We start from the raw sequence: 26,924 nt of genomic DNA on the forward strand, positions 1-26,924 counted from the left end.
GCCGTGAGCCGGCACGCGGCCGCATGCCGCCTGCCTCCGGTTCGACGATACACGGACCATCCACTCCCCCTTGAACATTGAACGATCGGACTGACGGGCCGCGGCGCGATGGCGCGGTGTCGTCCTGCGCGAACCGGGCATGCCGTTACGCCACCTGCTGCATCGCATCCGCCGCCTCGTGCCGCATGCGCGACCGGCCCGCCGGCAGTGCCGGCTCCGGGCGCACGAAGTTCTGCAGGCGCGCGAGCCGGCGCACGTCGAACGCGCGCGATTGCGGATCGAAATGCCCCGACAGGTTCGCCACCAGCGACGACGCCTGGCCGGTCCGCCCGCGCTCGATCAGGTGATCGGCGAGATCGAGCGTGCCGCGCAGCGCCCACATCGCGGCGCCCTGCCCGTTCGCGGTATGGATCCCGGTCAGCAGATGCCGGTGCCCTTCGACTTCGTACGCGAGCGCGGCATCGGGCTCCGCGGTGCGGGCCTGCTCGAGCATCGCGAGCCCCCGGACGCGCAGCAGTTCCGGCACGAACAGGTGCTCGCCGTGCGCGCGGCAGCGCGCGAGCGTCGCGTCGAGTTTCGCGCATGCCTCGGCCGCGCGGCCGGTGCGCGTCAGCCCTTCCGCATACGCGACGACCAGCGGCGCGAGCAGGCGCCGGAACCCGCTCGCCTCGATGCGCCGCAGCGCGGGTTCCAGCCGCGCGAGACCGGCGCCGGGATGCCCGGCCTGCATGTCGAATTGCCCGGCGAGGCCTTCCGCATGGCTGAGCCAGATGTCGAACCCGTTCGCCTCCGCGGTCGAGCGCAGCGTGCCGAGATAGTCGGAAATCACGTCGTGATCGCCGTAGCGCAGCGCGATCGGCACGGCCGCGGCGCCGAGCACGACGCACAGCGCCAGCCCCGACCCGGTGCGGCGCGCGGATTCGACCGCCTGCGCGGCCAGCCGCATCGCGTATTCCGGATCGCCCTGCATCCAGACGAGCCGCATCAGCATCGTGCGGCCGAGCGTCGCGACGTCGACCCCGAGCGCGGCTTCCGCGCAGGACGGCTCACCGGCCACGTCCAGCCCGGCGGTCGCGGCCTCCAGCCGCTCGCGGGCCTGCGCGTGTTCGCCGAAGTAATGCAGCGACGTCGCGACCATCGCGTTCGCCAGCAGCCGCTGCGGCCGGTCGCCGCGCCGTTCGGCCGCGCGCTCGAAACGCGTCGCGTAGCGCAGCGATTCGTGGATGTCGGAGCGCGTCAGCATCGTGTTCCACAGCCCGACCAGCGCGCACGCGTCGAACGCCTCGTCGCCGATCCGGCCCGCGAGCACGAGCGTCCGGTCCCACATCGCGGCCGCCGCGTGCGTATCGCCGTCGGTATGCAGCAGCGCCGTCGCGTAGGCCGCGCGCAAGCGCAGCTCGCGTGCCGCGTCGATGCTGCCGGCAGCATCGGTTCCGCCGGCCTCGATCGCGTCGAGCGCCCGCCGCGCCGGTTGCGCGCATTCGCGCATCCGCGCCGGTTCCAGCAACGCGAGCGCCAGTGCGTCCGCTTCGTGCCCGCGCGGCTCGACCGCGACGGGCTCGTGCGGCGCCGGTGTCGGCGCGTCCGCGGCGACACGCGGGCTCGCGAGATCGGCGGCCGGCGTCAGCGCCTGCATCCGCGCCTCCCCGTGCTCGCGTTCGTAGCACGCATGACGCTCGGCGACGAGGTCGAATTCGCCTTCGTTGCGCAGTTTTTCGAGCGCGTACGCGCGCGTCGATTCCGTCAACCGGTAACGCGCGTGCGCGCCGTGGAACTCGACGGTCACCAGCGACTTCGCGACCAGTTCGCCGAGCACCGCGATCGTCTCGGCGGCCGACATCCCGGGATCCATCGCGACCTCGCGCGCGGCATCGAACGTGAACGGCCCGATGAAGCACGCCATGCGGCGAAACAGAGCGCGCTCGGCGGCATCCAGCAGCACGTAGCTCCAGTCGAACGTCGCCCGCAACGTCTGGTGGCGCGGCAGCGCCGAGCGCAGCCCGCCGGTCAGCAGGTTCAGCCGGTCGTCCAGACGCGCGGCGACGGCCTCGAGCCCGAGCGTCGCGACGCGCGCGGCAGCCAGCTCGATCGCGAGCGGCAGCCCGTCCAGGCGCCGGCAGATGTCGCCGATCAGCCGGATGCCGGCCGCATCGACCGCGCAGTCTGGCGTGGCGGCGCGGATCCGCGCGAGGAACAGCTCGACGGCCGAATGGCGCACGATCTCGTCGAGCGGCGCGTCGCTGTCCGGCACCGCCAGCGGGCTCACGCGAAACACGGCTTCGGCCGAGATATGCAGGGGTTCGCGGCTCGTCGCGAGCACGCGCAGCAACGGCGCGCGCGACGTCAGCGTATCGACGAGATCGGCCACCAGATCGACGACGTGTTCCGCGTTGTCGAGCACGAGCAGGGCCGGCGACGCGGCGAACGCGCCGGCGATCGGGGCGATGCCCGGCACGCCGACGGTCTCGAGGCCGAGTTCCGCGGCGATCGCGAGCAGCACGTCGTCGCGCGTCGCGGCGCTCGCGAGCGCGACGAACAGCACGCGTTCGCCGGAGCGCTCGCGCAGCTCGTGGGCGACGCGGCCGGCCAGGCTCGTCTTGCCGATGCCGCCCGCCCCGACGAGCGTGACGACCGGTGCGCGCTCGATCATGTCGACGATCTGCCCGATCTCCGCCTGACGCCCGACGAGCGAAACCGGGCGGGCCGCCGCGACGGGGTCGGCCGGCAACGCGGCCGCGCGCGGCGCGGGCTCGTGCGCGACGGCGGGCGGCGCGACCAGCAGGTAACCGCGGCCCGGCACCGTCTTGATCAGATCGCGGTCCGCGCCCAGCGCCTTGCGCAGCGTCGCGACGTGAACCTGCAGCCGGTTTTCCTCGACGATCAGGCCCGGCCACACGGCATCCATGATGTCGTCCTTCGACACGACGGAACCGTTGGCACGATGCAGCACTTCAAGTATGTCAAGCGCGCGTGCGCCGATACGCAGCGACGCGCCGTGGTGGCGAATGTCCCGCTGCTCGAAATCCACCGACAACGTCCCGATCTGGATCATGGCCGCCTCCAGGTTCCCCACGATGACCGCCGTGTGAACACGGCCGTTCACCAGGGCGGGAATGCACACCCGTGCAGCGCTGCCGGCCGGGCGCAAAGTCTCAAAATGTGGACTGAGTGTAAACACCGAATTAACAAAAATCTTGAAGGAAAATGCGCTGGCCTCCCGCCTACCGGCGCGCCCGCGGGCGGGTGCCGCGCCGAACGAAAATGGGGTGACATCGGCCCCGCGTTGGCCATGGCAGCGCGCTCGCGTGCCCGTCGAGGCCCGCGCGGTGCGGGTCGGGCCGCTGGCAAGCATTTCGTCAGCAAGTGGACATTTATTCAAGTTAACTTGGGCCGGGTGAGTGCACCGTTTAAACTTCGCGTAAATATGTTCGCGCGCCGCCCCCCAACGAAGGATTGTTCCGCCATGCCAGATTCCCTCGCCGCGCCCCCGGCCGCACGGCCGAAAGACACGCTCGGCTGCCTGTCGAGCCTGCTGTCCAAGGACATCGAACGCTCGGTCGGCGGGCTCACGCTCCATCGCAAATGCATGCGCGACGAGCACTTCGAGCGCATCGAGATGTCGGCCAGCGATCGCGGCTTCCTGATCGGCGTGTCGCTCAACGACGGGCACCGGCGCACGATCTACGGCGGCACCGGCCAATCCCGCTCCGAGCGGCGGTTCCAGCACAACTCGATCTACATTCGCGACTTCTCCCGGAATTTTCGTGCCGACCTGTACGGCAAGTTCGACTTCCTGCTGGTCGAGCTGTCGCACGCGTATCTCGACGGCCTCGGCCGCGAGCACGACGGCACCGAAATCGGCGGCCTGACCTGCGCGCCCGAAGTACAGGACGAGGTGCTGGGCCATCTCGCGCACGCGGTGGCCGACAGCCTCGACGAGCCCGGCGTGCTGAACACGCTGTTCGTCGAGCAGATGGGGCTCGCGATCGGCGCGCATCTCGCGCGCCAGTACGGCAACGCGGACGCGCGCGACCTGCGGCACAAGGGCCTGCTGTCGCCGGCGAAGACGGCGCTCGCGAAAGAGCTGCTGATGGAGAAGGCCGATCTCGGCGTGTCGATCGAGGAAGTGGCGCGCGAATGCGATCTGTCGCGCGGCTATTTCATTCGTGCGTTCTCGCGCACGACGGGGCGCACGCCGCATCAATGGCTGCTCGAACAGCGCGTGATCCGCGCGCGGCAACTGATCGAGACGACCGACATGTCGCTCGCGGAAATCGCGGCAGCCTGCGGCTTCGCTGACCAGAGCCACCTGAACCGCGTGTTCGCGCGCATCGTCGGCCATCCGCCCGGCGCCTGGCGGCGCGAACTGACGCGCTGACGCGGCCGCGCGCCGCGTGCCACCGCTACGCGCGCATCACGGCACCTCACGGCGCGCATCGCCCGTCGCTCACCGCAGCGGCGTCGCGTCGTAATTGACCGGCACCCAGTCGTACTGCTCCCCGTCCCTGCGCAAATGCCCGAGCCCGGGAAACGCGATGTGCGCGGCGCCGACGAGGTAACGCTGGTCCGCGACGCGCTTCAGCGTATCGCGCCGGGTGCGGCGCGCCGCGTCCGCATCGCTGTCGTACTGGACCGTTGCGTCCGGGTCCTGCAGCTGGATGGCCGCGACGTGCACGATGTCGCCCCACGCGAGCAGCCCGGCGTCGCCGCTCTCGATCAGGTACGCGGTATGGCCCGGCGTATGGCCTGGCATCGGCACCGCGCGAATGCCGGGCGCGAGCGTCGCTTCGCCGCGAAACGACTTGAAGCGGCCCGCCGCCACGTACGGCGCGACCGACGCGGCAGCCGCATCGAAGAACGACGCGAGGAACGCCGGCGCCTGTGCCTTGTTGTCCGGATCGAGCCAGTAGTTCGCTTCGATCTCGTTCACGCGCACCACCGCGTTCGGGAAGGTCATCCTGCCGTTCGTCACGATGCCGCCGACATGATCCTTGTGCAGGTGCGTGAGCAGCACCTCGTCGATCTGCTCCGGCGCATAACCGGCCGCACGCAGGTTCGCGAGCAGCTTGCCGCAGCAATCGCCGTACAGCACGCCGGCCCCCGAATCGACGAGGATCCGCTTCGTGCCGGTATCGACCAGGAACGCGTTGATCGAGCCCTGCACGGGCGGTTCGAGAAACGCGCGGTCGAGATCGCGCCGGATGTCGTCCTTCGAGATGTCGCGGAACACCGTATCGACCGGAAACGGATGCGTGCCGTCGGACAGCGCGACGATCCGCAGGCCGCCGAGCTGCTGCCGATAGAAGCCGGGCGCCTGATCCGCACCGCCCGGTTCGGCGGCACACGCGGCCGATGCGAGGATGCCGAAGCACCATGCGATGACCAGCATGCCGCCGGTACGCCAGTTCAGGTTCCTCATGTCCGCTCCCCGGTTGCGTATCGAGATATCGCGCGCGTTGCCGGCCCGGCCGGTCAGGCGCGCGACACCGAGCTTACCGGCCGGTTTCGCAATAATCCTGAGCACGACATGAATCGTTCTGAAAGCCGGCGCGGCTTACGCGGCCCGATCCCGCACGCGCTGCGCGTCGAGCAACGCGGCGCGAAACACGTCGGCCGGCTGCGCGCCGCTGACGACCGTCGTACCGATGCGCGTCGACGGCACCGACGCGATGCCGTCGCGCACCGCCGCCTCCTCGAGCGCGACCACCGCGTCGAGCCCTTCGCCGGATGCGAGGAAGGCACGCACCGCATCGCCGGCCAGGCCGGCGCCGGCCGCGACCTCGACCAGCACGTCCGCATCGCCGATATCGCGGCCGTCGCGGAAATACGCGGCAAACAGCGCATCGACGAGCGCGACCGCGCTGCCGTGCTGCTGCGCGAACCAGACGAGCCGGTGCGCGAGCCGCGTGTTCGGCGTGCGCGCGATCCGTGCGTGGTCGAACACGAGGCCCGCCGCGCGGCCGGCGTCGGCCACGTGCGCATCGAGCGCCTGCGAACGCGCCCAGCTGCCGAACTTCGCGCTCCGGTACGCCTTGCGGTCGATGCCGCCGGCCGGCATCGTCGGGTTCAGCTCGAACGGCACGAACCGCACGTTCACGGCGCCGGCCAGGCCGGCTGCCTCGATCGCCTCCGCGAGCCGGTGCTCCGCGATCCAGCACCACGGGCAGATCAGGTCGTAGGTCACGGTTACTTCGACGGGTTTCATCGTCATCTCCTGTACATTGCAGTCCGGAAGATAACGCTTGCGCGGCGACGTTAGAATGCGAACGGCACGCAATGCATCGTTGCGGCCTGCACAAAGGCACGAAGACTCGAAGAGCACGACATGGACAAATTCTCCGCGCTGCGCGCGTTCGTCGAAGTAGCGGAAGCCGGCGGTTTCTCGAGCGCGGGGCGCCGCCTCGACCTCGCGGCATCGTCGGTGGTACGCGCGGTGGATGCGCTCGAGGCGTCGCTCGGCACCGTGCTGCTGAATCGCACGACGCGCCAGGTCACGCTCTCCGATGCGGGCGCCATGTACTACGCGCGCGCGAAGCAGCTGCTCGAGGAACTCGCGGAAGCCGACGCGCTGGTGTCCGATCGCGGCGACGAGCCGTCCGGGCCGCTGCGCGTGTCGGTGCCGGTCGCGTACGGCGTGCGCCGCATCGCGCCGCACGTCGCGGCGTTCCTCGCGCGCCATCCGAAACTCGACCTCGACCTGCAGCTCACCGACGAACGCGTCGATCTCGTCGCGAGCCGCATCGACGTCGCGATCCGGCTCGGCGAAGCGGCGCCGTCCGCTGAAGTCGTCGCGCGAACGCTCGGCACGTTCCAGCGCTACGTCGTCGCGAGCCACGACTACCTCGCCGCGCACGGCACGCCGGCCGCGCCGGGCGAGCTCGTCGATCACGCGTGCCTGCGCTTTCACTTCGGCGGCGACCAGCAGGCGTGGTCGTTCGTCGACGCGCACGGCACGGCGCAGGTGCGCGTTGCCGGGCGCCTGAAATCGAACCACAGCGAAGTGCTTCGCGATGCGGCGCTCGACGGCGCCGGCATCGCGCTGCTGCCCGACTGGCTGGTCGAGGCCGACGTCCAGTCGGGCCGCCTGCGCCGGCTCTTCGAGCAATACGACGTGACGCCCGGCACGGCCCGCTCGGTTGTCACCGCGCTCTACCTGCCGACCCAGCGCGGCTCGAAACGCGTGACCGCGTTCATCGATTTCGTCGAAACGCTGGTGCGCGCGCCGCACTGAGCCGTCCGGCGGCGTGCCGCGCGACGCGCGGCGCCGCGCTACCAGCCGAACTTCGCTTCGACGCCTACGTAGTCGGCATTACGCGCGCCGAGCGCGCGGATCGAATCGGCGATCTGGAAGTGCACGGCCTCGACGGCCAGCGCCATGTTCGGATTGACGAGCCAGTCCACGCGGGCCTGCGCATACATCCCCGTGTACGAACCGCCCTTGCCTGCGGTGCCGGGCACCGCCGACATCCCCTGCCCGTAAATTGCGTCGGCCGTCGTCTCGCGCCACTGGAAACCGACCGCGGTCAGCACCGTCACGCTGCTCGACGGCTTGAACGTCAGCGACGGCTTCACGTGGATCAGGTTGCTGTAGCCGGTGTAGCCCGCGAGCGTGAAGTAATAACCGTTCGGGAACAGCGGGTTGAAGGTGCCCATGCGTCCGTCGCCGGGATGCTTGTCGCCCGATGCGCCGTCGACCTGGATGCCGACGCGCGGCGTACCCGGCGTCTTCGCGAACGTGTAGCCGCCCAGCGCGCCGAATGCCCACGCGCCGATCGTGTCCTGGCCGATGTGCCCGGTCTGGAGCATCGCCTCGACGTCCCAGTCGAACCCGCTGGACTTGCCCGCGTAGCGCATGTCGAACACGTCGCGCCGCTCGGTGCCGGCCCCCGCGATGTAGCGCGCGTTGTCGCGCGTATAACGCGACCAGTACGCCGACAGGTCGCCGGGGCCCGTGTTGGTGCGCTCGACACGCACGCCGTCGAACCGCAGGTGCCGGTTCGACACGTCGTCGAACGACGCGTCGTTGCGATACTGCACCGGGCGCGTCACATAGCCGATCAGCCGCCACTTGCCGATTTCGTAATCCGCCCACAGCGCGTCGAACGCCTGGCGCACGTTCGGGCCGTCGCGCACCGACACGAACCGCTGCAGGTCGTACGCCATCTCCTGCCGGCCGATCCGCGCCTTGAACGTGCCGCCGCCGATCTGGTCGACATACGCGACGAACGCCTGCTCGATGTCGAGCTGATCCTTGTCGACGGGCGACACCGTGTCCTTGCCGAACGGCCGCGCATCGACGAACTGGACGAACGCCTGGACATGCCCGGCGTAACGCAGGTCCGCATGCACCGTCGCACGCTGGATCACGTAGTTGTCGTCGTGCGCGGCGCCGAGCCCGAACAGCGGCGCGTTGTTCAGCTCGAAGCGCTCGCGCAGGTTCGCGCCGAGCGACAGGTAGGTCGACGGGTCGCCGCCGAGCGGGATGTACTTCAGCACATCGCCCGGCTGGCGCGGCACGCACGGGTTCGCGAGCACCGACCAGTCTTCCTGCCAGCGGTTGAACAGCACCGTGGGCCGCTTCGCGGTACACGTCGTGCCGGCGGCCGTGGCCGGCGAAGCTGTCGAAGCCGTCGAAGCCGCCGAAGCGGCATCCTCGGCCCCGGCCGCCGTACCCGCATAACCCGCGACGCCGCCGGCCAGCACGGCGGCCGGCAGCACGCGCCGCCATGCCCGCCCCATCGACCCGCGCTCCATCACTTCGACCGCGCGTGGATTTCGGCGACGTAGCCGCCCGGGAACTGCACGAGCGCCGCATCGCGCCCGTTCGACGTGAACGTCGGCACCAGCACGGTCACGCCCGCGGCCTGCGCCTGCTTCAGCGTCGCGGCCAGGTCCGGCACTTCGTAACCCGTCATCTCGCGGCCGAACGGGTAAGGCAGATGGCCGTCGGTGGCGAGCACGGTCATCTTGCCGAAACCCGATTCGATGCGGATGCGGCGATACGTATCGTTCGGCCGGCCGATCTCGATGCCCGGCGCCTTGCGCACGTCGGACACCACCTTGCCGCGCGAGAACGCGACGAAGTCGTGCACCAGCTTGCTCGCGCTTTCCGGCGACACGTACACGCGGTTTTCCGGCACCGTCTGCAGCGGATCGTATTTCGGCGCCTGCGTGTGCCAGTAGAGCTGCATGTTCACGCCGCCCGGCCAGCGGATGATCGCGTCGCGGCCGATCGGGTCGGGGAACGTGTCGACGACCACGTCCGCGCCGTGCGCACGCGCCGATTTCATCGCGACGTCCATGTCGGTGACGAGGTAACCGGTGCGCTCCTGGCAGAACGGATAAGGGATCGGCGTCTTGAAGCCGAACACCGAGATCGTGCCGGCCGGCGTGAACACGAGCTGCGACATCGTCTGGCTCGGCGTCGGCGTGACCTGGAACACGCCCTGCTGCGACTTCTTGCCGCCGAACGTCGCGACGAAGCTGTCGGTGAAGCGGTCGAAATCTTCCGGCGCGACGCACACGTGCGTCGTGTCGTACTGCGGGCCGACCGCGACGGCCGGCACCTTCGCGGACGACGTGTCGAGCAGGCGCGTCTCGTCGGCATGGGCCGGCGCGGTTGCCAGCAATGCGCCGAGCACGGCCGCCGACGCGGCCGTCAGCCGCCATGCCTGTTGCAATTTCAGTGCGATCATCGGGTTCTCCTTGAAAGTGGCACGCGCGGCCACATGCCGCGCGCGCATTCAGCGTGACGTCGGCCGCTCGTCGGGCCGACCGGATTGATAGGCGAGGAAGCACAGCACCGCCAGCGGCAGCGCGAGCGCCCAGAACGCCGCGAACAGATAGGCCATCGCGCCCGCGCCGGCGCCGAGCGCGAAGCCCGCGACCGGCGGCAGCGTGCGCCGCAGCCGCACGCGCGCGGCTGCGCGTTCGGCCGGCGCGGCGAGCGGCACCAGCCAGTCGAATGCATCGATCACCGCCTGCGTGACGTTGCCCGTCATCACCGTGTTGGCGACGACCGAGCGGGCCGTGAGCCGCGCGTGCGCGTTCTGGACGCCCATCGCCGCGGCGCCGAGGAGGCCGCACAGGATCGTCCTCGGCGCGTCAGCATCGGCGATCGGCGAGGCCATCACGCCGGCCAGCATGAACCCGGCCAGCAGCACGGCCTGCAGCGCATACAGCGAACGCGCGCGCACGCCGTGGCCCAGCTGGCGCATCCGGTGGTCGAGCACGCGCGCGACGACGATCCCCGCGATGAAGGCCGGAAACGCGAGCCACTTGATCGCGAGCCCTTGCCCGACGCCGGCCAGGCCCGAGCCGATCAGGATGAAGTTGCCGGTGACGTGCGCGGTGAACAGGCCGAACAGCGCGACGAAGCCGAGCGTGTCGACATAACCCGCGATCGACGCGAGAAACACGTCCTCGCCCCGCACGCGGTCGGGCACGGCGCCCGCGGTTACCGGCTGCGACGGCATGACCCGGTTTCCTGGATGGTGGCGCCGGCGCCCGGCGAGATCTGATAACGCATGTTCCGCTCCGGTTGCGCCGACCGGCCCGGCCTGCCGACTGGCATCCGGCCCGTGCGGCGGTTCGGAAGCCAGACTAGTGAAGGCCGACCTTAATGTCATGGCGCCCGCCTGAATTTTTCTGAATCGGCGACGGGCTCGCGTGGCCGGGGAGCCGGGCCGGCACGACGCCGATTGCGCCGCGCACCGGCCCCGCAGCGCGCCGAAAGCCGCGCCGCGCACGGCATGCGGCCCGTCAATCGTGCTATTTTTCGATCGATAGTTAACGCAGGCGCACCATCGGGAGCCGATGCATGACCGAAAGAAAACGCAGCACGCCGGCCCGCGAGCGCGGGACGGACGCCGACGGCAACGCCGTCACGCCGGGCCGCCGGCTCGCGCCGGAAGCGCGCGAGCGGCAGATCGTCGAGAAGGCGATCGAGCACTTCGCGACGCACGGCTTTTCCGGCAGCACGCGCGAGCTCGCGCGGCAGATCGGCGTCACCCAGCCGCTGCTGTACCGGTACTTCCCGAGCAAGGAAGCGCTGATCGACCGCGTGTACGACGAGATCTACACGTGGAACCCCGACTGGGAAAAACTGATCGCCGACCGCACGGTGTCGCTGCAGGAGCGGCTCGTCGCGTTCTATCGCGACTATGCGCAAACCATCCTGCGGCGCGAATGGATCCGCACGTTCATCTTCGCGGGGCTCAGCCGCGAGGGGTTCAACACGCGTTACCTGTCGCGGCTGCGCGAACGCGTGTTCCTGCCGGTGCTGCGCGAGCTGCGGCACGAATACGACCTCGCGACACCCACCACCGAGGCCCAGCGCAATGCGGAAGTCGAGCTGGTCTGGAGCCTGCACGCGAGCATCTTCTATTTCGGCGTGCGCAAGTGGGTCTACGGCCTGCCGGTGCCCGACGATCTCGACACCGAGATCGAACGGCTGATCGACGCGTTCCTGCACGGCACGCCCGCCGCGCTGAAGCGGCTCACGTCGGACGCACCCGCGCGGCGGCGCCGGCGCGGCTGACACGGGTGGCGGGCATGCCGGACGACGACGGTCGAATCGTCGCCCGGCATGTTCACGCTCATGCGTCTTCGTCAGGCCCGCACGCGACGGGACGCCACCGGCCGGGCGAATCACACGGGGATCGGGAACCGCCTGCCACGGCCGGCCCGTGACCCGGCGGCCCGGTTCCGGCCGTGCGCGCAATCACGCGAATTCAGAACAATTTATCCGGCGCGCCGCACGATTCGCCTATCCTCGAAAGGCATTTGCGGCCGCGCCGGTTTCGCGCGGGCCGAACCGAACAGCGATCGCCCCATGACCCACTCCGTGCCTTCGATCACCCATCACACCGTCACCGCGAACGGCATTCGCCAGCACTACATCGACGCCGGCAGCGGGCCTGCCGTCGTGCTGCTGCACGGCTTCCCCGAGACGAGCTTCGCGTGGCGCTTCCAGATTCCCGCGCTCGCGCAGCGCTACCGCGTGATCGCGCCCGACCTGCGCGGTTACGGCGAAACCGACAAGCCGGCCGCCGGTTACGACAAGCGCAACATGGCGCGCGACGTCGCCGGGCTGCTCGACGCGCTCGGCATCGGCCGCATCGCGCTCGTCGGGCACGACCGCGGTGCGCGCGTCGCGACGCGTTTCGCGAAGGACTTCCCCGAGCGCGTCGACCGGCTCGTCGTGATGGACAACGTGCCGACGCGCATCGTCGCGCAGAACATGACCGCGCAAACGGCGCGCGCGTACTGGTTCTTCCTGTTCCACCAGGTGCCGGATCTGCCCGAGGCGCTGATCGCCGGCAAGGAAGCCGAGTGGCTCAGCCACTTCTTCTCCGACTGGTGCTACAACCCGCACGCGATCTCCGGCGACGCGTTCGACACCTACGTGCGCGCGTACCGGCGCCCGGGCGCCGTGCGCGGCGCGCTGGCCGACTACCGCGCGAACGCCGAGGACGTGCAGCAGGATCTCGTCGACGCGGACGTCAAGATCGCGTGCCCGACGATGGCGCTCTGGGGCGAGGATTTCTACGCGGTCGGCAAGATGTTCGACATGAAATCCGTGTGGGAAAGCATGGCGACGGACCTGCGCGCCGAGCCGATCGCACAGTGCGGGCACCTGCCGCAGGAGGAGCAGCCGGAGCGCGTGAACGCGCTGCTGCTCGACTTCCTGCAGCACTGGGAAGGCTGATTCGATGCGCGCGCAACGAACCATCGGGAGGCTGGCAGCATGAGCGACGTTTCGGGCCCGCTGGCGGTCGTGATCGGCGGATCGGTGGGCGGGCTGTTCACCGCCACTTCACTGCGGGCGGCCGGCTGGCGCGTCAAGGTCTTCGAGCAATCGCCGAACGAGCTCGACAGCCACGGCGGCGGCATCGTGCTGCAAACGCCGATCGAACGCGCGTTCGCGTTCGGCGGCGTGCCCGTGCCGCACGATGCGGGTGTCGATTCCGGCGACCGGATCTATCTCGACGCGCACGACCGGATCGTGCAACGCATGAACATGCCGCAGACGCAGACCGCGTGGAACGTGATCTATACGGCGCTGAAGCGCGCGCTGCCCGCAGGCGTCGTGCATGGCGGCGTGTCGTTCGAGCGCTTCGAGCAGGACGGCGAACGCGTGATCGCGCACTTCGCGGACGGCCGCGTCGAGCCGGCCGACCTGCTGGTCGGCGCCGACGGCGGCCGCTCGAACGTGCGCGCGCAACTGCTGCCCGATGCTCGGCCCGCGTATGCGGGTTATGTCGCGTGGCGCGGGCTCGTCGACGAGCACCTGGTGCCCGAGCCGGCGCTGAAGGTGCTGCGCGACCGCTTCACGTTCCAGCAAGGCGACGCGCACCTGTTCCTCACCTATCTGGTCCCCGGCCGCGACGGCGCGATCGAACCGGGCAAGCGGCGCGTGAACTGGGTCTGGTACCGGCGGCTCGCACCGGCGAGCCTGCCGTCGCTGTTTCTCGCGCAGGACGGTACGCAGCGCGACGGTTCGCTGCCGCCCGGCGCGATGCGCGACGACAACCGGCGCGAACTCGTCGACGCGGGCCGCCGGATGCTGGCGCCCACGCTCGCCGCGCTCGTCGACGCGACGCAGGCGCCGTTCGCGCAGGCGATCCTCGATCTCTCTGTCGAGCGCATGGCGTTCGGCCGCGCGGTGCTGCTCGGCGACGCGGCCTGCCTCGTGCGGCCGCATACGGCCGCGGGCGTCGCGAAAGCGGCGGAGAATGCGGTCGGGCTCGCCGAGGCGCTGCGCGGCGTCGTGCACGGCCCCGCGTTCGACGCCGCGCTGGCGGGCTGGGAAAAGCGTCAGCTCGCGACCAACGCGTCGCTGTCCAACCTCGGCATCTCGCTCGGCACGCGGATCATGGGGCGCGCGTGACCGTCCGGCGATGCGCGCCGCTTCGATCGATCGCGCGTGCGGGCCGGGCCGTCAAGCGTGGCGCACGACGATATCCCACGCGGTATGACACGTCTGCCCCGGCAGCGTCAGCGCGCGCAGCACCACCCGATCGCCCTGCTGCGTCGCGACGCTGAACTTGTGCGGCGCCAGCAGCGCGACCGTCACGCCGTTGTGCTCCAGTTGCAAGCCCGGCGCCGCAGGCTGGCCGCTCAGATGCGACAGCCAGATGTCCAGCACCAACCGGTCGCGCGTCACCGCGAATTCGACCGTGTGCGCCGCCCACGCATTCAGTGCATGGCCCTGCGGGTTGCGGAACGACGGCCCCGCGGCCAGGCGCGGCACGTTCGCCAGCACGTCCTCGTGCGCGGCCAGCACCGACAACCCGCTCGCGACGAAGCGTTCGGGCTGAAGCAGGCCGGGATCGGCCGGCTGCGCCCGCTTGCCGGCCTCGGGCGCCAGCGCGAACGCCTGCCCGAGCGCGATCGCATGCTCGGCATGACGCGCCAGGTAGCGCCAGTGGTTCAGGAAGCGCACGTCGCCCGTCATGTGCAGGCCACGGATCGGTTTGCCCTGATGCTCGAGCACGATACGGACCGCGTCGAAATCGTGCCGCTCGTGCAGCCCCCATTTCGTGACGAAATTCTGCTCGCAGCCCACGAGCCGCACGTGGCCGAGGCCGCCCCACAGATGCAGGAAGGTCGTGTCCAGCCCGTAGATCGCCACGAAGTCCTGGCCGATCCTGCCGGCCTGTTCGCGGACAAACCGCGCGAATCGCGCCCAGGGCTCGCGGCCGCCGACCACGAGCCCTGCCTGCAGCGGCTGCCCCAGCCGCTCGAGCACGTCCTGCACGCACTGGTGGATCAGCGCGTCGCGCCGTTCGCCGATGAGCGGCGTCATCACGAACGCGCAGAAGTGCGCATCCGGCGCGACGTGAAGGGCCTCGTCGTGCGGTACGACGTCGAAGATGTCGAACCGCGGCCCCGGGAACCAGATGTCGGCATCGTAGAGCGCGAGCGTCTGCAACGCCGGATCGGCGTCGAAGATCGCGGCCGCTGAGATGTAGCGGTCCCAGGCAAGGTCGCCGACGCCCGCCGCCGCGTACACCTCGATCCCGTTCGCGCGCAGCCGCTGCTGCTTCTCGTCGGACAACCCGTAGCCGATGACGCCGATGCGCCCCCGGTAGTCCGTCGCGCGCAGCGAGACGATGAACGGGATGACCATTTCGTACCAGGCCTGCGTGTTGTCGTCGATCGCGAACGCGACGAGTTGATGGCGGTCGGCCTCGTTGTGGTCGGACGTGTTCATGCGTGTGGTGAGAGTGGTCAGTCCGTCGCTCCGATCGGTCCGGCTGCCGGTGTGCCTTTATGCGCGACGCCGATTATCGGAAGGCGGTCGAATACCCGTTATCGTCATACGATTGCGAGCGATATCCATTCGGCGGCAGCCCCGTTCGCCAGAAAATGGATGCTCGATTTTTACCACGACGCGATATTCCCGCGCGACCTGAAAATGCGTCGCGATTCCGAACATTTGTTAAATAGCTTGAATGACCGACAACCGGCCGGCAATTTGCCTTAACATCCGGCCGTCATCTCGACTGACGCCGATCACGGTTGACCGACCCTGGACTCCGGCCGTGGCTTTCATTTTCCAGGTGCCTGAACGGGGCGCCGATTTCATCCGGACGCGACGACCGATCATGTTCCAGACCCCGGGAGATTCATTCGTCAACGGCTCGTTGCTGGGCCTGTGCGTCGAGGTGCCGCTCGCCGCGCTGGTGTCGCTCGCCATGCACGGCGTCGACTGGAACGGGCAGCGCATCGCGATGCTGATCGCCACGCCGGTGCTGCTCGCCTGCATTGCGCTGCTGACCCGCCCGGTCGCATTCAGCACGGTGTGGAAGCACAAGCGCTCGCCGTTCGTGCTCGACGACAACGTGCGCGCGTCGATCTACGGCCGGCTCTGCGGGATCGCGCTCGGGCTCGTGTTCGGCATCATGGTCGCGACGACGTTCGCCTGATCCCGCCGGACCGGCGCGCCCGACCAAACCTGCGTCGGGCCTGAAGCCGCCGGCTCACGAGCGAGTCTTCCCGGCGCATCGCATCACGCCGATGCCACCAGCGTGTTGAACGACGTATCCCACAACGGCGCGACATTCGCCGGCCCATCCAGCACGCCGATCCGCGCGAACACATCCGCGACCTGCTGATGCTGCGCCACCACGTCGGGCGTCACCGGCAGCAGCGCATAGTCTTCGCTGCGCTGGTCGAACATCGCGACGAGATCGGCCACCGGCACGCGCGTCTCCTGGTTCTGCACCCGCGCGTAGTCGCCGAAATGCCCGTTCGCCCACGCATACGCGCGCCGGAACCGCAGCAGCAGATCGCCCGTCGCCGCACGACGGCGCGCATCGTCGAGCGTGCGCGGGTTCGCGTACACCGGGAAATTGCCCGACAGATACCCCTTCCCCGTCTTCAGCACGCGCGCGCCGTAGCGATTGCGCGCGAGCTGGCCGTTGTAGCCGTAGATTGCCCACGCGTCGATGTCGCCGCGATCGTAGGCCGACAACCCGTCGGCCGGCGACAGGTTGATCGGCTGGATGTCGTCGAAGCCGAGGCCCGCCTCCGTGAGCTGGCGATACAGGAAGTAGTGCGACGTCGTCGCGCGCACGTAGCCGACGCGCTTGCCCTTCAGGTCCGCGATACTGCGGATCGGTGTGTCCTTGCGTGCGAGCGTGACCTGGTTGTTCAGGTCTTCGCGCACGCGGGTGATGAGCCGGACGCTGGCCTTCTGGCGCGCGGCGAACACGGCCGGAATTTCGCTGCCCGAACCGATATCGAGCGCGTCCGCATTGAGCGCCTCGATGTGCAGCACGCCGTTGTTCAGTTCGCGCCAGTCGATCCGGTACGGTGTGTCGCCGAGGCCGGCCGCCTGCAGCAGCGCGCGCCAGCCGCCCTTGTAGGTCGCGACGCGCAACGTCGTGCCGGCGAGATCGGCGTTGACGGCCGGCGTGGCGAACGCGGCCTTCGCGGCGAACGGCGCCGCCACGGCCGCGGCGCCGGCAAGAATCAGGCGGCGGCGTGCCGCCGACGTTGACGCCATCGAATCCTCCTGTCGATCGGTTGCGAATTGAGCGGAAGCCCGCGCGGCTGCATCAATGCAGCACCGGGAACCCGTGGCGCTCGGCCAGCAGTTCGAGGATGCGGCGCGCGTCGGTGACGAACCGCACGTCGCCGAGCGTCTGCGCGTCATCCGGCGCCGGCTGGTCGCGACCGAGCACAAGGACCGGCAAGCCCTGATGCGCATCGTCGAGCGCCTCGATCACCGCGTGGCGCGGCCGCTCGAAACCGACGCGCTTCACGTCGATGCGGCCGGCCTGCTCGGGCGCACTCGCCAGCAGCCCCTCGATCGACAGTCCGTGCGGACAGACGAAACGCTGGCCCGGATGCTTCGGATCGGCAAAACCCGGTTCCAGCAAAAACAGTACATCGCGACTCATGTCAGACGGCTCCCGTGTTCGTTGTTCAGCCGGGACGCATGCGCACGTGGGCGCCGTCGTGGTCCCGGAGCAGGCCGGCCCCTGGCCGGATGCCCGACTCTACCGTTGCGCGTCGCACCGCCCTACCAACGTTTTGCGAAATCGATATGCCGGCGCGCGTAGCGCATCGATCGTGCGCCGCACAGACGGCCGTTGCGTAAATGCATCGCCCGTTGCATCGCGGACATTGCGGATATCGAACCATTTCAGCGATCGATATGACGGCGGCCGCGGGTAGCCGGCGCCCGACGTTCGCCGTTCGAGCGATGCGTTCGCCGCAGCAGGGGTGCCGGACGCGATCGCGACGCACATGCCGGATTTGCAGCAACGCACATTACAAATCGGCCGCGCAGCGATTTACAAACCACGGATCGGCCGTTCGCCGGTTCGACCCGCGTCAATAGCATCGTGCTCCTCACTGTCGTACTCAAAAAAACAGAGGAAAGTCATGATCAAAAAAACGGTAGTCCTGGGTTTGGTTTCGATCGGTTCGGTCAGCGCGCATGCGCAGAGTTCGGTCACGTTGTACGGCGTCGTCGATGCCGGTTTCGCCTATACGAACAACCAGGGCGGCGCGAGCAACATCCAGCAGACGAGCGGCAAGCTGAGCGGCAGCCGCTGGGGCCTGAAAGGCGTCGAAGATCTCGGTGGCGGCCTGCAGGCGGTCTTCACGCTCGAAAGCGGGTTCCGGCCGAGCGACGGCGGGCTCGGCCAGGGCGGCCGGCTGTTCGGCCGTTCCGCGTACGTCGGCCTGGCCAAGTCCGGCATCGGCACGCTGACCTTCGGCCGCCAGTACGAGCCGATCACCGATCTCGTCGCGCAGTACTCGGGGTCCGGCTTCTGGTCGCCGGCCACGCACGTGGGCGACAACGACAACATGAACCAGAGCTTCCGCCTGAACAACGCGGTGAAGTTCCGCAGCGACACGATCGCCGGCTTCACGGCCGACCTGCTCTATGCGTTCAGCAACCAGGCGAACGGCGGCGCAGGCACCGGCTTCTCGAACAACAATGCGTGGGGCGTGTCGGCGAACTACGTGAACGGGCCGCTGTCGGTCGGCGGCGGTTACGTGCGACTCAATCACCCGAATGCGACGTCGAATACGACCGGCGCGGTGGGCGGCGCGACCTCGACCACCGGCAACGACTACAGCGGCGCGTTCTTCTACGGGCTGAACGGCGGCGTGCTCAAGCAGCAGATCGGCGTGGCAGGCGCGAACTACGCGCTCGGCCGCGCGACGCTCGGCTTCGCGTGGAGCCACACGCAGCTCAACTATCTCGACGGCTCGTCGCGCAAGTTCAACAACTACGACGTGAACGCGCGTTACCAGATCACGCCGGCGGCTACGCTGATCGGCGTCTATACGTTCACCGACGGGCGCGCGAGCGGCCTGCCGGGCACCGGCGGCCAGACGCTGAAGCCGCGCTGGCACCAGTTCACGCTCGGGTTCGACTATGCGCTGTCGAAGCGCACCGATATCTACGTGTCGGGCATCTACCAGCTCGCGGCCGGCGATGCGAGCACGGCGACGGCGGGCGGTTATCGCAGGATCGCGGCGATCTCGAACATCGGCAGCGCGTCGTCGACGAACCGCCAGGTCGCGCTCGTCAGCGGGCTGCGCGTGAAGTTCTGACGGCATGCGCAGCGGGTGCGGTGCGATGCGATGCGGTGAGGTGCGGTGCGATAAGCAAAGCGGGAATCGTTGTTTGCCGCGCCGTGCCCGGTTGCCGAGAATGGGCGTTTCCCGTGTGTTTCCCGCGTGCTGCCCGCAGGCGCGATACGCGTTCGACGATGACCGGCTCCCTCCCCGCGCGCCGCGCAGCAGCCGGTGCGCGGCACTGCGTCGGCTCGCCGGCACGTCGGGCATCGCACCCGGGCGATTCGCCGCCGCACGTCCCCGCCGTTGCCGTGCGGTGCGTGCCCAACCCGCAAGGAAGCCATCATGAACGCCCCCTCCGTCGCCGCGCCGGTCGCGACGTCACCGTTCGTCGACGTCCGCTCGCCGGCGGATTTCCCCGACAGCCCCGTGTCGCGCGTGCTCGCGCAGCCGCTGATGCTCGGGCTGTTCCTGCCGATCCAGGCCGGCGGCTGGAGCGCGTCGACACTGCCGCGCACGACCGACTGGACGTTCGACTACAACGCCGAGCTGGTCGCGCGCGCGGAAGCGCTCGGCTTCGATCTCGTGTTCGCGCTGTCGCAATGGCTGCCGAAAGGCGGTTACGGCGGCGTGTTCGACGGCCACGCGCTCGACTCGTTCATGACGCTGGCCGCGCTGACCGCACGCACCGAGCGGATCATCCTGGTCGCGACGAGCCATGTGCTGTACGGGCCGTGGCATCCGCTGCATTTCGCGAAGTTCACCGCGACACTCGATCACATCTCGCGCGGGCGCTGGGGCATCAACGTCGTGACCGGTCATCGCGCCATCGAGCACGAGATGTTCGGCTGGAACCGGATCGAGCACGACCGGCGCTACGAGATGGCCGCCGAGTTCGTCGACGCGGTGCAGCAGTTGTGGGCGCAACCGGACAATTTCAGCTACACGCCCGCGCTGTCGGGCTGGCGGCTGGGCGGCGCATTCGTCACGCCGAAACCACGCTACGGCCGCCCATTGCTGATCAACGCGACCGGCTCCGACGCGGGCATCGAGTTCGCGGCGCGCTATTCGGACATCGTGTTCGTCACGAGCCCGGCCGGCCCCGACGCCGAACGCGCGATCGACGCCCTGCCCGCACATACCGCGCGCGTGAAGGCGGCCGCCGCCGCGCGCGGCCGGACGATCCGCACGCTGCTCAACCCGCTCGTGATCTGCCGCGAAACGTCAGCCGAAGCGCGCGCGTATCGCGACGCGATCGTCGCGCATGCGGACGAAGGCAGCTTCCACCGTTTCGACAGCGACGCGCATGCGTGGCGAGGCGGCTTCGAACAGCGCGCGCAGGCCGACGCGCGCGCGATCGGCGGCAACATCTCGATCACGGGTTCGCCGGAGGAAGTCGCGGACACCATCGTGCGGCTGCACCGCGCGGGCATCGACGGCATCCAGTTGAGCTTCTACGATTTCAAGCCCGATCTCGACTTCTTCGGCGAGCGCGTGCTGCCGCTGCTGCGCGCCGCCGGCTTGCGGCGCTGACGCGGGCGGCGGACGCATCGCCCGCCGCGGCACTCACGGTTTCGACACGGCGTGGTCAGAACACGCGGCCTTCGGTGAGGTGCGTCGTCACGCCGTTCAGGTCGTAGTCGCCGATCACGCGCGCCTTGTGCAGCAGCGGGTTGTGGCTGAAGATCGTGCGCAGGTTGCGCCAGTGTCGGTCGAGATTGTGTTCGCGCGCCGTCGCCGATGCCCCGCCGACTTCGAACAGCCGCTCGGCCGCGTGCAGCGCGAGCTTGCTGACGACGAGCTGCGTACGCGCGGTTGCGAGCGCGCTGTCGAGCACGCGTGCGTCCGCATCGGCGTCGCCGGCCTCGATCGCGTCGGCGGAACGGTCGAGCGCCCGCGCGTTTTCGCGCACGAGCGCGTCGATCGCGTGACTGTGCGCGGACAGCTCGCCGACGACCTGCTGGATGAAGTGATCGTCGCGCGCGGTCGGCGCCGGGCTGTGCAGCACCGGGCGGCCGTGCGCGAGCACATAACGACGCGCATCGGCAACCACGTTGCGCACGATGCCCGCGCCCGTCGCGACGAGATGCAGCTGGCGCAGCGCGCCGCAATGGCGGCCGACGAGCGTCGAGCCGTCGCGCGGGGCCACTTCGTCCGCGAACACCTGCACGTCGTCGAGCAGGAGGCTGCCGCTCGCGGTCATGCGCTGGCCCATGCCGTCCCAGTCGTCGAGCACCTGCACGCCGTCGCGCGCGACGGGAATGATCACGGCGACCGCGTCGCCCTGCTCGTTCTCCACGTTGATGCGCGCGAAATCGGCGAACGCCGTGCCGGTCGAATAGTATTTGCGCCCCGTCACGCGATAGTGCTCGCCGTCCCGGCGCAGCACGGTGGTGTTCTCGCCCGGCCGCGACGTGCCGCGCTCGGTCGACGCACCGCCGAAGATCGCGCCGGCCAGTGCCCGCTCGAGCTGCACGTCGTTGAACGGCGTGCGCGGCGAGAGCCGCAACGTCTCGGTCTGGTCGTAGTGGATCCGCAGCGCGTGCGCGAGGTTCGAATCGGCGGCGGCCAGTGTCGCGATCGTGTCGAACAGATCGACCAGCGTGCCGCCGAGGCCGCCACGCGCGACCGGGATCCGCAGCACGCCCAGCGCCGAGCGGCGGAAAAGTGCGAAGCCGTCGAACGGCAATTCGCGGCGCGCCTCGCGTTGCGCGGCATCCTGCCCGATCGCGTTCGCGAGATCGGGCAGTGCGGCGAGCGCGTCGCGCAACGCGTCGCGCGGATCGACGGCATCACGGGCGGTCATTCTGCGGTTCCTTGTACGAGAAGTTCGGGAATGCCGCTGCGCGGTGCGATCGCGACATCCGCGAACCGGCGCACGTACGGCACCGCAAAGTATAGGGACGCCCCCGGTGTGCGTGAAAAGCCGATTTCAGCTTTTGTTATGCGTGTGCAGGGAATGGTCGCGCGCCATTGCACCAATGCATCATCGCGCCATCGCGCGATACCCCGGCGCGGCGTGGTCGCGCGTGGCGACCCCGAACCCGGCCGATCGCGACGGTCACGATTCCGTCGACGGGTCGGGTACGCGCACGATGCCCTCCGGATACCGGATGTCGATCAGCCCGTGCTTGTCGCGGATGCGGATCGGCGGCACCACCTCCACGCTCGCACGGTCGACGCCCTCGCACACGGCCAGGTTCGTATTGGTGCGGTAGTACACGCGCTGGTCGTCGACCGCAAAGGCCCAGTTAAGAAAGCGCAGGCTTCGGGCGTCGATCCCCGGCAACGGCTTGCGGTAGTTCTTCCCCCACAGCACGTGACCATCGGCGTCGATCAGCATGTCGTGAAAGACGCCGCGCGCGGTCTCGACGTCGACGCGCCCCGGCTTCGTCACGATCTTGCCGTCGTAAAGGATCTGCGCACCGAGCCGGGCATACCGGTAGCCGAGGCTCACCACGCCGGCCGGATCGTCGATGCCGCGCTTGCGCACGCCGGCGCAGAACAGGTGTTTCGCATCCCGCGCGTATGCGCCGCCGATATGCGTCAGGCTGGCCACGTCGGCCTTGACGACGGTCAGGTGGCACGGGCCGCGATCGGGATCGTGGATGTCGCGCTCGACGTGGTAAGCCTGCCGTGCATCGCGATACCAGCCGCCGCCCAGGGGTTCCAGCGTGGCGGCATCGCCGTCGGCAACGAGCCCTTCGCCTGCATCGTCGTAGCTGAACGCGGCGCCGCCCGCGTAGTAGCGCAACCCCGACGCATCGACGGCAAAGTGGTCGACCAGGTGCCGGAAGCTGCCCAGATCGAAGTTGTTGAGCGCGCGATACTGATGCCCGCTGCCGGTGCGGGCCCAGACGCGTTCGCCATCGCTGTGGAACGGCCCGCCGAGCGGGGCAAGCGGCTCGTTGCGCGTGTCGCGCCGCCGCCGCGCTTCCGCCTCCTCACGGCGCTGTGCCTCCTCGGCGTCGTAGATGGCCTGCTGCTCCGGCGTGACCCGCGCCGCATCCTCGTACTTCTGCATGTGGAGCGCATGCAGCGACTGCACGGTCGCGATGCAGTACACCGAATGCGGAACCGAGCGCAGGTACAGCGCCCAGTCCTCGTCGTCGCACCGGTAGAACCAGTGGATCGCCTCGCCGTCCCATCCGGCCGGGTCGGTGCGCGCGAGCAGCGCGGCCTTGACGTCCCGGACTTTGCCGGGCACGACGAAGGAAAGGCTGTAGCCGGTGTCGGCGACGATGTCGAGGCTCTCATCCTCGAACAGGCTTCGCATCAGTTTTTCGAGTTCTTGCAAGGTCATGGGCGCGTGTCGACCCGGTGACGGGCCACGGAATGAACGGACGTGCGGCGGTCATTCTAACCATGGCGACGTGCGCTGCCCCGGCCTTCTTCGGGACATTCCGTCGATCCATCGCGTATCCGCCCGGATACGAACATGTCGGCGATCGTCATTTCAGCGCATCTGGTTCCCGATCGGGAACGAAATGGATATTCCGTTGCCGGCACGACCAATTCGTTTCCGCTCGGATACGAATGGATGCCTGCGCCAACGAGTTGTGCAATACTGTTCCCGATCAGATACGAAGCACGGAGGACGTCATGCACGAGATCCTGCCCGTCGGCACGATCGGCGCACTCGCCAACCTCATCCGCGCGGCACGGCTCCAGCAAGGATTCACGCGGGACGAACTCGCGAACGCCACGGGGCTTTCGCCGAAATTCATCAGCCAGGTGGAGGCCGGGAAACCCACCGCGCAGGTCGGCAAGATCCTGCTGCTGCTCGGCGAACTGGGCATCACCCTGCTCGCGCAGTCGTCCATCGAGATTTCGGCGGCAAACGTGCTGAAGGCCGCGCAACGCCGCAGGAGCCGCCATGGCGAGTAGAACGCTGATCGCCTCCGCGAACGGGTTGCGCATGGGCGCGCTGACCGACGACAAAGGCGTCTGGTCGTTCACGTACGACGCACAGTGGCTGGCATCGCCACGCGCGTACCCGCTGTCCCCCGCTTTCCCGCTGCGCGCCGGCACCTTCACCGACACCTCGACCGATCGCCCGGTCCAGTGGTTCTTCGACAACCTGCTGCCGGAAGAAGGCATGCGCACGTCGCTTGCGCGCGAGGCCAGGGTCGACGCCGCCGACGCGTGGGGCCTGCTCGCGTACTTCGGGCGCGAATCGGCCGGCGCGCTCACCCTGCTCGCGCAAGGCGAGCAGGAAGCGGCCGGCAGCATGCAGCCGCTCCCGCTCGACGAACTCGAACGCCGCATCCAGGCGATGCCCGAGCGCGCGCTGACGGCCACCGCGCCCAAGCGCATGTCGGCGGCCGGCGCGCAGCAGAAGCTGTTGCTGATCCTGCGCGGCGGCGCGCCCGACTACACGCTGTTCGAGCCGGTCGGCAGCGAACCGTCGATGCATCTGCTGAAACCGGACATGCGCGCCGCCGGCTATCCGCATTCGGCGATCAACGAGTTCTTCTGCATGAAGCTCGCGAAGCGGATGGGCCTCGACGTGCCCGACGTGCACTTTCTGCGCGCGCCGTCCGCGTGCTACGTGATCGACCGTTTCGACCGCGATACCGCATCGGAGCCGGCCGCCCGCCTGCATACGATCGATGCGATGCAGTTGCTGAACTACGATCGCGGCTTCAAGTACCAGCGCGCGAATGCGGAAGAACTCGGCCGCGCGATCGGGCAGACCAGCACGCGCGCGCTGGCGCGCCTGTCGGTGTTCCGCTGGACGATCTTCAACGTGGTGGTCGGCAACGGCGACGCGCACCTGAAGAACCTGTCGTTCTTCGTCGACGCGCGCGGCTACCGGCTCGCGCCGTTCTACGACATCGTCAGCACGGTCGTCTATCACACGCCCACGCACCGGCCCGATCATCGCGGCGATCATTGGCCGCACTGCGAACTGACGATGCCGCTCGGCGCGGCGACGCGCTTCGCCGACATCGACCTGGGTGCGCTGGTCGCGTTCGGCAACGCACTCGGGCTCAGGGACAAGGCAGCAGAAAACGAGCTGCTGCGCTTTCTCGAACCGCTCGATCGCAGCGTCGCGCAGACGCTCGACGAAGTGCGCGAGGTCGCGCGCCCCGACGCCGGGGAAATGCGCCTGCTGAACTCGATCGTCTCGATGCCGATCGCGGAGATGGGCCGCGCGCTGCGGCAGGGGCGCGGGTAAGCGGCCGCGCGCGGGTTTCGCGCCGGTCGCGCGCCCGATTCCTCGTTTCCCTGCGCGACAACCGCGACGTCGCAATCGTCCCGTTCGTGACATGAACGCTTCTGGCGTGCCGTCCGCTCACCGCGGCCGATGCCTGACGAACCGGCCCCGGCCCGTGGTGGATGCGCTTCACCGGCTCGTCACGCCGCGAGCCCGGCCGGCGGCGCAACCGCGACATCCGGATTGAACCGGGTCATGCAGTTCAGGTCGAGTGCGCGTATCTGCTCGGTCATGAAGTCGACGAAGATACGAATGCGCGTCGGAAGATGTTGCCGGCTGAGATAGCAGATATAGTGGCCGCGATCTTCCGGCACATGCTTCGCCAGCGCGACGACGAGTTCGCTCGAAGCGATATGGTCGCGGATCTGGTAACCCGCCATCTGCGCGATGCCCGACCCGTTCAGGACCGCACGCAGCACCAGGTCCGCGTCGTTGAACGTCAGCCGCGACTTCGGCAGGTATTTCTGCACGCGGCCGTCGACGTTGAACTCCCATTCGAAGATGCGGCCGCTGGCGAAACGAAAGTTGATGCACTCGTGCCGTCCCAGATCCTCCAGACTCTGCGGAAGGCCGTGCCTGGCCACATACGACGGCGACGCGCAGAGCGCCATCTGCATCGGAATCAGTTGCCGGGCGATGATGCTCGAATCCTCGATGCGTCCATTGCGGAACGACACGTCGATTCGTTCGGATACCAGATCGACCGGCCGGTCGTCGAGCAGCAGATCGATGACGATGTCGGGGTAGGCTTTCGCAAACGTTTCCAGCAGCGGCGCAACGATCTTCCGGCCGAAGCCCACCGCCGAGCTGATCCGGATGAGGCCGCGCGGCGGCCCCTCCCGCAGTTCCAGCATGTCGTTCATCGCTTCGACGATCTGCGCCACGCCCTGGCGGCAGTTCTCGAAGAATCGCTGGCCTTCGCAGGTCAGTTCCGTCATGCGCGTGGTCCGCTGGAACAGCCGCGTGCTCAACTGCGCCTCCAGCTTCTGGACGTTGCGGCTCACGGCCGGCCGGCCGACGCCGAGACGTTCGGCGGCCTTGGTGAAGCTCCCCTCGCTCGCCACCGCGACGAACGCAAGGATGCCCGCGTAGCTTGCACCGAAGCTGGCCGACAACGCGTCGGCGCGCCCAGGCAAGTCGCGACGAACGCCGTGCTCCGACGTATCCGATCGATTCATTTCCGCTGCCCCCAGACATCCCGCCCATCCCGACTGCCCGTCGCAGGCGTACGCCTGCGCCCCCACCTTCGACACGCGAATCAGCTTCTCGCGAGCCACCGGTCCAGGCCGATGCTGCCGAGTCGCGCTGCCCCGAGCGGCACGAGCGATCGTTCCTCGACACGGCCGCCGTAATAACGGGCATCGCGATCGGTCACCACCGCACGCGTGTCGCCGACCGACTTCAGGTAACGCGCGACGATCTCCGCGAACGGTGCGCGATCCGGGCCCGCGATCTCGACCGTGCCGTTCAGCGGCCCGGCCAGCGCGATCTGCGCGAGCAGCGCCGCGACGTCTTCCGCGGCAATCGGCTGAAACAGTCCATCGCCGATGCGCACGGTCCCGTCTTCCGTGCCGAAATCCGCAATGCCGCCGATGAACTCCATGAATTGCGTGGCACGCACGATCGTGTACGGCACGCCGGCCGCCTCGATCGCCTG

22 protein-coding genes and 1 pseudogene are annotated in these 26,924 nt (G+C 68.9%); 10 read left to right on the top strand and 13 right to left on the bottom strand.

Annotation, left to right across the window (positions count from 1 at the left end; genetic code table 11):
* Nucleotides 1-145 precede the first annotated feature (145 nt).
* The gene (locus FOZ70_RS02290) at nt 146-3,052 is read right to left on the bottom strand and encodes a winged helix-turn-helix domain-containing protein (RefSeq protein WP_219704865.1); all 2,907 of its coding nucleotides are present in this window, start codon (nt 3,050-3,052) and stop codon (nt 146-148) included.
* A 411-nt stretch (nt 3,053-3,463) separates the two neighbouring features.
* On the opposite strand from FOZ70_RS02290, the gene FOZ70_RS02295 reads away from it, so the two are divergent.
* Nucleotides 3,464-4,378, top strand: a complete 915-nt coding sequence (locus tag FOZ70_RS02295) for an AraC family transcriptional regulator (RefSeq protein ID WP_219704866.1) — start codon at nt 3,464-3,466, stop codon at nt 4,376-4,378.
* A gap of 69 nt (nt 4,379-4,447) precedes the next feature.
* Here FOZ70_RS02295 and FOZ70_RS02300 read toward each other — a convergent pair whose 3' ends face one another.
* Nucleotides 4,448-5,389, bottom strand: coding sequence for an MBL fold metallo-hydrolase (locus FOZ70_RS02300; RefSeq protein WP_219704883.1), 942 nt, complete (start codon nt 5,387-5,389; stop codon nt 4,448-4,450).
* Between the two features lie 165 nt (nt 5,390-5,554).
* Nucleotides 5,555-6,205: a DsbA family oxidoreductase gene (locus FOZ70_RS02305; protein ID WP_059555941.1), complete on the bottom strand. Its 651-nt coding sequence runs from the start codon at nt 6,203-6,205 to the stop codon at nt 5,555-5,557.
* A gap of 120 nt (nt 6,206-6,325) precedes the next feature.
* Here FOZ70_RS02305 and FOZ70_RS02310 point away from each other — a divergent pair, with 120 nt between their 5' ends.
* Nucleotides 6,326-7,231 (top strand): LysR family transcriptional regulator, encoded by a 906-nt coding sequence (locus FOZ70_RS02310; protein ID WP_048027025.1) that lies wholly within the window; start codon nt 6,326-6,328, stop codon nt 7,229-7,231.
* Nucleotides 7,232-7,269: 38 nt separating this feature from the next.
* On the opposite strand, the gene FOZ70_RS02315 is transcribed toward FOZ70_RS02310, so the two are convergent.
* From FOZ70_RS02315 to FOZ70_RS02325, 3 genes are read right to left on the bottom strand one after another with little or no spacing between them, the layout of a single operon-like run.
* A complete protein-coding gene (locus FOZ70_RS02315) occupies nt 7,270-8,739 on the bottom strand; it encodes an alginate export family protein (RefSeq protein WP_219704867.1) in 1,470 nt (489 codons plus the stop codon).
* A 14-nt stretch (nt 8,740-8,753) separates the two neighbouring features.
* Nucleotides 8,754-9,695 carry a VOC family protein gene (locus tag FOZ70_RS02320; RefSeq protein WP_219704868.1) on the bottom strand — a complete coding sequence of 314 codons (942 nt, stop codon included), beginning with the start codon at nt 9,693-9,695 and terminating at the stop codon, nt 8,754-8,756.
* A 48-nt stretch (nt 9,696-9,743) separates the two neighbouring features.
* Nucleotides 9,744-10,475, bottom strand: a complete 732-nt coding sequence (locus FOZ70_RS02325; RefSeq protein WP_048027023.1) for a YoaK family protein — start codon at nt 10,473-10,475, stop codon at nt 9,744-9,746.
* Between the two features lie 344 nt (nt 10,476-10,819).
* Between FOZ70_RS02325 and FOZ70_RS02330 the strand changes: the two genes are divergently transcribed.
* The 3 genes from FOZ70_RS02330 to FOZ70_RS02340 all read left to right on the top strand — a co-directional run bounded on the left by FOZ70_RS02330 (nt 10,820) and on the right by FOZ70_RS02340 (nt 13,891).
* Complete coding sequence (locus tag FOZ70_RS02330) at nt 10,820-11,539, top strand: TetR/AcrR family transcriptional regulator (RefSeq protein WP_219704869.1); 720 nt, start codon at nt 10,820-10,822, stop codon at nt 11,537-11,539.
* A 294-nt stretch (nt 11,540-11,833) separates the two neighbouring features.
* Nucleotides 11,834-12,709: an alpha/beta hydrolase gene (locus FOZ70_RS02335; protein ID WP_219704870.1), complete on the top strand. Its 876-nt coding sequence runs from the start codon at nt 11,834-11,836 to the stop codon at nt 12,707-12,709.
* Between the two features lie 39 nt (nt 12,710-12,748).
* Nucleotides 12,749-13,891, top strand: coding sequence for an FAD binding domain-containing protein (locus FOZ70_RS02340; RefSeq protein WP_219704871.1), 1,143 nt, complete (start codon nt 12,749-12,751; stop codon nt 13,889-13,891).
* A 51-nt stretch (nt 13,892-13,942) separates the two neighbouring features.
* Here the strand turns inward: FOZ70_RS02340 and FOZ70_RS02345 are convergent, their stop codons facing one another.
* Nucleotides 13,943-15,217 carry a hypothetical protein gene (locus tag FOZ70_RS02345; RefSeq protein ID WP_219704872.1) on the bottom strand — a complete coding sequence of 425 codons (1,275 nt, stop codon included), beginning with the start codon at nt 15,215-15,217 and terminating at the stop codon, nt 13,943-13,945.
* A gap of 394 nt (nt 15,218-15,611) precedes the next feature.
* Here FOZ70_RS02345 and FOZ70_RS02350 point away from each other — a divergent pair, with 394 nt between their 5' ends.
* On the top strand, nt 15,612-15,932 hold the full coding sequence (locus FOZ70_RS02350; RefSeq protein WP_027792604.1) for a hypothetical protein: 321 nt from the start codon (nt 15,612-15,614) through the stop codon (nt 15,930-15,932).
* An 83-nt stretch (nt 15,933-16,015) separates the two neighbouring features.
* Here the strand turns inward: FOZ70_RS02350 and FOZ70_RS02355 are convergent, their stop codons facing one another.
* Nucleotides 16,016-17,014: an ABC transporter substrate-binding protein gene (locus FOZ70_RS02355; protein ID WP_048027016.1), complete on the bottom strand. Its 999-nt coding sequence runs from the start codon at nt 17,012-17,014 to the stop codon at nt 16,016-16,018.
* Nucleotides 17,015-17,066: 52 nt separating this feature from the next.
* Nucleotides 17,067-17,411, bottom strand: coding sequence for a DUF3088 domain-containing protein (locus tag FOZ70_RS02360; protein ID WP_021158240.1), 345 nt, complete (start codon nt 17,409-17,411; stop codon nt 17,067-17,069).
* Nucleotides 17,412-17,898: 487 nt separating this feature from the next.
* Here FOZ70_RS02360 and FOZ70_RS02365 point away from each other — a divergent pair, with 487 nt between their 5' ends.
* On the top strand, nt 17,899-19,083 hold the full coding sequence (locus tag FOZ70_RS02365; RefSeq protein ID WP_021158238.1) for a porin: 1,185 nt from the start codon (nt 17,899-17,901) through the stop codon (nt 19,081-19,083).
* Between the two features lie 309 nt (nt 19,084-19,392).
* Nucleotides 19,393-20,580, top strand: a complete 1,188-nt coding sequence (locus FOZ70_RS02370) for an LLM class flavin-dependent oxidoreductase (RefSeq protein WP_059648580.1) — start codon at nt 19,393-19,395, stop codon at nt 20,578-20,580.
* Nucleotides 20,581-20,635: 55 nt separating this feature from the next.
* Here FOZ70_RS02370 and FOZ70_RS02375 read toward each other — a convergent pair whose 3' ends face one another.
* Together FOZ70_RS02375 and FOZ70_RS02380 are read right to left on the bottom strand one after the other, a co-directional pair.
* A complete protein-coding gene (locus FOZ70_RS02375) occupies nt 20,636-21,853 on the bottom strand; it encodes an acyl-CoA dehydrogenase family protein (protein ID WP_048027008.1) in 1,218 nt (405 codons plus the stop codon).
* Nucleotides 21,854-22,108: 255 nt separating this feature from the next.
* On the bottom strand, nt 22,109-23,350 hold the full coding sequence (locus FOZ70_RS02380) for a DKNYY domain-containing protein (protein ID WP_059485807.1): 1,242 nt from the start codon (nt 23,348-23,350) through the stop codon (nt 22,109-22,111).
* Nucleotides 23,351-23,649: 299 nt separating this feature from the next.
* Between FOZ70_RS02380 and FOZ70_RS02385 the strand changes: the two genes are divergently transcribed.
* Together FOZ70_RS02385 and FOZ70_RS02390 are read left to right on the top strand one after the other, a co-directional pair.
* On the top strand, nt 23,650-23,934 hold the full coding sequence (locus tag FOZ70_RS02385) for a helix-turn-helix domain-containing protein (RefSeq protein ID WP_021158233.1): 285 nt from the start codon (nt 23,650-23,652) through the stop codon (nt 23,932-23,934).
* The gene (locus FOZ70_RS02390) at nt 23,924-25,228 is read left to right on the top strand and encodes a HipA domain-containing protein (protein ID WP_059485808.1); all 1,305 of its coding nucleotides are present in this window, start codon (nt 23,924-23,926) and stop codon (nt 25,226-25,228) included. Before FOZ70_RS02385 ends, FOZ70_RS02390 begins: the two co-directional genes overlap by 11 nt.
* Nucleotides 25,229-25,407: 179 nt before the next feature.
* Here FOZ70_RS02390 and FOZ70_RS02395 read toward each other — a convergent pair whose 3' ends face one another.
* Together FOZ70_RS02395 and FOZ70_RS02400 are read right to left on the bottom strand one after the other, a co-directional pair.
* Nucleotides 25,408-26,445 (bottom strand): LysR family transcriptional regulator, encoded by a 1,038-nt coding sequence (locus tag FOZ70_RS02395; RefSeq protein WP_042973922.1) that lies wholly within the window; start codon nt 26,443-26,445, stop codon nt 25,408-25,410.
* Nucleotides 26,446-26,525: 80 nt separating this feature from the next.
* A pseudogene (locus FOZ70_RS02400) lies at nt 26,526-26,924 on the bottom strand (NmrA family transcriptional regulator); the annotation flags it as partial.

This window comes from Burkholderia sp. COPS (genome assembly GCF_019425585.1).
In the GTDB taxonomy this organism is placed as follows: domain Bacteria; phylum Pseudomonadota; class Gammaproteobacteria; order Burkholderiales; family Burkholderiaceae; genus Burkholderia; species Burkholderia cepacia.